Source organism: Anaerobranca gottschalkii DSM 13577 (assembly GCF_900111575.1).
GTDB lineage: Bacteria > Bacillota > Proteinivoracia > Proteinivoracales > Proteinivoracaceae > Anaerobranca > Anaerobranca gottschalkii.
The window spans coordinates 1-4,716 of the sequence record NZ_FOIF01000088.1 but is presented as its reverse complement, the minus strand read 5'-3'; the positions used below and the strand labels follow the sequence as shown (position 1 = coordinate 4,716).

Genomic DNA, 4,716 nt, shown 5'->3' with positions numbered 1-4,716 from the left:
ACGATCTCTCGGAATATCTATGGTTGTTTCTCCGTACTTTGTCTTAATTGTTTTTCTGTTATAACCGTTTCTACTGTTACCTGAATGATCACCAGATGATGAGTGTTTATTATAACCTAAATGTTCATCCATTTCTGCTTCGAAAATTTCTTGAATAGTATCTCTGAATAAATTTTTCAAATGTTCTTGTACATCTTCTACACTACGACACTCTTTTGCTAATTCCTTGGCTAATAAATTACTTTTTGTTGACATAATTGGACAACTCCTTTTTAGAGGTATTATTATCCAATTACACGTAATTTATTACGCTCTCTCAAAATTACTCCTCCATTATCTATTCTCAAAATTTTTAAAAGTATAACTTAATAAACTTAGTAGTGATTGTCAAAGGAGATGTATTAACTCATTTTTGTTTGAAATATTTCCATGAAATTGTCATTTTATTTAGTAATATATATGTTTGAACTAATATTGAAAATACTATTATTCCCTCAACAAAAGCAACTAACTCTAATGAAGACACCCAAAGTATTAAAGCTAATATACTGAAAGTTATTAATAACAGTAAAGTTTTTTTATGCAATCTCTTAAAACATATAAACCAAAAAATTAACCCATAAAAAATTATTGTCGTTATTTCTATTTTTTCAATCCCCATAGTGTATAGATTAAATAATAAAAACACAGGAAATAGTGTGGATCTTTGTGCTTCTAGTATTTCGAAAACTTTTGTTTTAATTGTTACTTTTTCTTCTTCTGATAAATGAATACTTGAAAGGTTTACTTTATTCTTTAACTTCATAATATGATAATCTATTATAAATACACATATTGCTGTTAAAACAAATAATATATGATTGTATTTTGAATATAACGGGATATACTTAATAAAAATTGGTTGAGCCAAAAATAGTAAGCATTTTATTATAAACAAAACATTATACACCAATCTATTCTTATATTCTTTAAACAAGTTATATACAATAAGCTGGTAAAGAAAAAAGAAAGGAAATACAAATAAAGCAACAAAAAATTTTTCTAGATCACTTATCCTGATAGAGTTAATTATTAAATAACTATATATACTATAAATATAAACCCAAATACTACTAACAAAAATCATTTTAGATCTATTTTCTGTCAAGTTATTCACTCCTATTTATGCTGTAATCCGCTATAGCTTTAGCCCCTACTTATAGAATTAATAATTGTATATACTAATTTATTTTTGTAGGGCATCTAATGGTTGAAGTTTTGAACCTATTATTGCAGGTACAATTCCAGAAATAAATGCAATTATCGTACTACCAATTATTGCATAAACAACAAACCTGCTATTAAGGCCAAATATTACATATTGGTACATTTCCGTCTGGGCCAAAATGTTTCTTAAAACCAATGAAATTAAAAATTTACATACATATGCTATGAAAACTCCTATTATACCCCCAAAGAAACCTATTAGCATTGACTCTACAGACAATATTGCTAATACTTCTTGCTTTTTAAAACCCAAAGATTTAAGTATTCCAATATATCGCACTCGTTCACGAAGTACCATAAACATTGTATTTGTTGTGCTTACAAGAGCAATTATTAATATAAATACACCTATCAAGCCCAATACTTTTCTGTAAAAAAATAATGAGTTTATTGCTATTTTTGCTTCTAATATTTTCGATTTAACATAATAATTATAATTACTTTCTATGTATTCACTAACCTCTTCTACTTGTGAAATGTCTTCTAATGTTATAATGACTTCCTGTGGGGTATACTTATATTCACTTGTTTGAGAATTGCTACGAAGAATTATCTCCCTTGCCAATGTTTCATTTATAAAAACTGGTAAAAAAAGTAATATTTTATCAAAATCAAAACAATAATATAAGTCTTCTATTGACAAATTTTCTAAAGATGTTTCATTAATCCATGAATTGTTTGGATTCATTTTATGGGAATAAGTCCCTACTATCTTTACCGGCACTTCAATACCATTAATATATAATGACACATATTCATCGACTAATTCAAATATTGGTTTATCATTATATTCACTTAGCTTATATAAAAATAGATGAGGAACAATTATTTCAAATTCATTTGTATTTCTATCAAATTCACGGCCTACAACAATAGCTTCAAAGTCAGGATTTTTAATTTTTTCTCTTTCAATTTTCCCAATATCAAAAAAATCCAACTCATTATTTAAGCCCCATAAATCTATACTATAGATTTCTAATCCTCCAATTACTAATTTATCAAAACCATATTGGGGATTAAATGAATCTATTGTTAAAATGTCTATTATACGATATTTTGGATACACACCCTTAACTTCGTTAAGCTGTTTTATTTCCTTCATATCCTGTATATCAATACCTTCAAAAACTACTTCAATTTCTCCTTGAGGTAATTTGTTTAGTTTATAACCATTTATTGTTATTTGTCTTAAATCAATCTCAGCATCTGTTTTAACTTCTCTTATCTGTATCATAGTGTTATTCATAGCATTAAATATCAATATTAAAAATACACCAATTGAAATAATTGACATTGCTAAAAACGTTCTTATTAAGTTAATTTTCAAATTTTTAAGACCTAAAGCAATATAATCATATATTATCATATTTCACCTACTTTTCTCTAGAAAGTGCTTCAATAGGGCTTAAATAAGCACATTTTATTGCAGGCAATAAAGCTGAAACTAAACTTGTAAAAAATAAAATTAATATTGCCAGCATTGCATGATTTATATTAACTGCAAATATATCGCTACTAATCATATCTGTGTCTCTAAGAATCAATAATTTTGCTAAATAGAGACCTATATGTTTACTAATTAGTAATGATAAAATAGTTCCTACTAAGCTACCTATTAAGCAAATAATAATACTCTGTAATATGCAAATACTAAAAATGTTCTTATTGTTAAATCCAACAGATTTTAATAATCCAAAAAATTTTATTCTCTCTTTAAATGATATATTAAGGGTAGATATTAATGTCATAACTGTTGCAATTAATATAAAAAATCCAGCGATTATTAGCACGATATTATATAGCAATACCTCTTTATGAAGCTCTTCTATCATTTCTTGTTTATAATATACCTGATAATTATTATCCAATAATTTTAAGGCTTCCTTTTCAACTTCATAGTAATTGTCAAAGTCAAATAAAACAGAACTTATTTTGCAATGTATTCCTTCATTTATCGAACTCGTAGGTTATATCATCTACTGCTAAAACCTTTACTTTTCCAACTAAATATTCTTTTGTTAAATTAATTACCTTTATCATTTTGTCCTTTATTATACTCCTTTAAATATTTTATTAAATTTTCTTCATTTGATGATGAAACATATATTGCTGCATTGTTAACGGTATTAATTCCTGTATTCTCTCCTACTTTCCATAAAATCTTCGGTTTTAGTATATATGATAAAAATTGATTGTTTGCACTTTCACTCTCAATCACATCAATCTTAACTTGTTTTTTTAGATCATTTATATCATCATAAGTAATTGTGTCTAAATCTGCTTTTATACCTTCTATCTCAAAATATACGTCAGTTATATAAAGATCTTCATCATAATAATTTTTGATCTCATAATCGATTTCGAATATCAACTTTTCCATAGCAGAATTTCTAAAAAGCATATTATTATTTATTACAATTTTTTCATCATTACTTTGATCTAAAAAATCAACTATAATTTTACCAATATTTCTAATTATAACTTTATTATTATCAACATATTTAATTGCTGTAAAAACTTCTCTTTCACCTAAATAAGTAGATGCTTCTTTGATAGACACATTAATTACCGTTTGGGTATATTTATTCTTACTATCATATAATTTCTGTATTTCATCTTTCTCTAACAATATTTCTACTTCATTTCCAGACTCTGTTATCAAGGCAAATGAAGTACTATTCTCTAAAGGATTAACATTTCTCTTATGGACTGAAGTTACGAACAAAGGAATTACTAATTTTTCATCTCTTGTAAATGCCAAATAGCCATTTGTCATATTAAAATACAGTCCATCTGGTGGCAGTAGTGACCTTTTATTGTATATGTGCAATCCTATAACTGCAAAAACAACACTAATACCAACCATAAGTATAGCAAACATTTTTTTACGCATATTTTATAACCTCCATTTTTATTTATACTAGCCTTGAGCATAACTCAAAGACCTTGATTTTACTAGCCCGATAGGGCCACAATTTTTTTATCACTCAAATTTATGTCATAGGATTTCCTCTCTTTTTGTTGAATTATATTATATAACCACACATAATACAAAAACAATAAGGAGGAAATCTCTATGTACCAACGTCAAGAAATATTTAATATAATTGAACTTTTTACTTCTCAAAAGCTTATCAATTTTTATACCAAAATCTTTGAAAACCTTGATTTATCTATATTACCCGATAAGATTCCTTCTAAATATGGTCCTAATGGTTATTCTCAACATGCTCTTTTTAGAGCCTTTATTGTTATGAAATGTGAGAAGTTCGCAAAAATTACTGACCTAAAAGATTTTTTAGAAAATAATCTAATCATTGCTCATCTTTGTGGTTTTAATATTCTTAAGCCTTTGCCTTCATATTCAGTTTTTCAGAGATTTATTAAAAAATTATCTAACTCTTATCTTAAGGAAATCATGAAAAATCAAGTTAATATTCTTAAAGAACT

At 26.3% G+C, this 4,716-nt stretch carries 6 protein-coding genes; 1 reads left to right on the top strand and 5 read right to left on the bottom strand.

Features of this window, described 5'->3' with window-relative positions; genetic code table 11:
* The 5 genes from BMX60_RS11540 to BMX60_RS11520 all read right to left on the bottom strand — a co-directional run.
* Positions 1 to 255 (bottom strand): transposase (locus tag BMX60_RS11540; protein ID WP_177159750.1); only part of this gene is annotated, 255 nt, incomplete at its 3' end.
* Positions 256 to 406: 151 nt separating this feature from the next.
* Complete coding sequence (locus BMX60_RS11535) at positions 407 to 1,147, bottom strand: hypothetical protein (RefSeq protein WP_091351587.1); 741 nt, start codon at positions 1,145 to 1,147, stop codon at positions 407 to 409.
* Between the two features lie 78 nt (positions 1,148 to 1,225).
* Positions 1,226 to 2,632 (bottom strand): ABC transporter permease, encoded by a 1,407-nt coding sequence (locus tag BMX60_RS11530; protein WP_091351586.1) that lies wholly within the window; start codon positions 2,630 to 2,632, stop codon positions 1,226 to 1,228.
* A gap of 7 nt (positions 2,633 to 2,639) precedes the next feature.
* Positions 2,640 to 3,134, bottom strand: a complete 495-nt coding sequence (locus BMX60_RS11525; RefSeq protein ID WP_091351585.1) for an ABC transporter permease — start codon at positions 3,132 to 3,134, stop codon at positions 2,640 to 2,642.
* 155 nt (positions 3,135 to 3,289) lie between these two features.
* The gene (locus BMX60_RS11520; protein WP_091351584.1) at positions 3,290 to 4,159 is read right to left on the bottom strand and encodes a hypothetical protein; all 870 of its coding nucleotides are present in this window, start codon (positions 4,157 to 4,159) and stop codon (positions 3,290 to 3,292) included.
* A 183-nt stretch (positions 4,160 to 4,342) separates the two neighbouring features.
* Between BMX60_RS11520 and BMX60_RS11515 the strand changes: the two genes are divergently transcribed.
* A partial coding sequence (locus BMX60_RS11515) for a transposase (protein WP_143055942.1) occupies positions 4,343 to 4,716 on the top strand: 374 nt, incomplete at its 3' end.

Coding starts and splice junctions, on each gene's coding strand:
- BMX60_RS11530 (WP_091351586.1), bottom strand. CDS start 2,632: ATGATAATATATGATTATATTGCTTTAGGTCTTAAAAATTTGAAAATT.
- BMX60_RS11520 (WP_091351584.1), bottom strand. CDS start 4,159: ATGCGTAAAAAAATGTTTGCTATACTTATGGTTGGTATTAGTGTTGTT.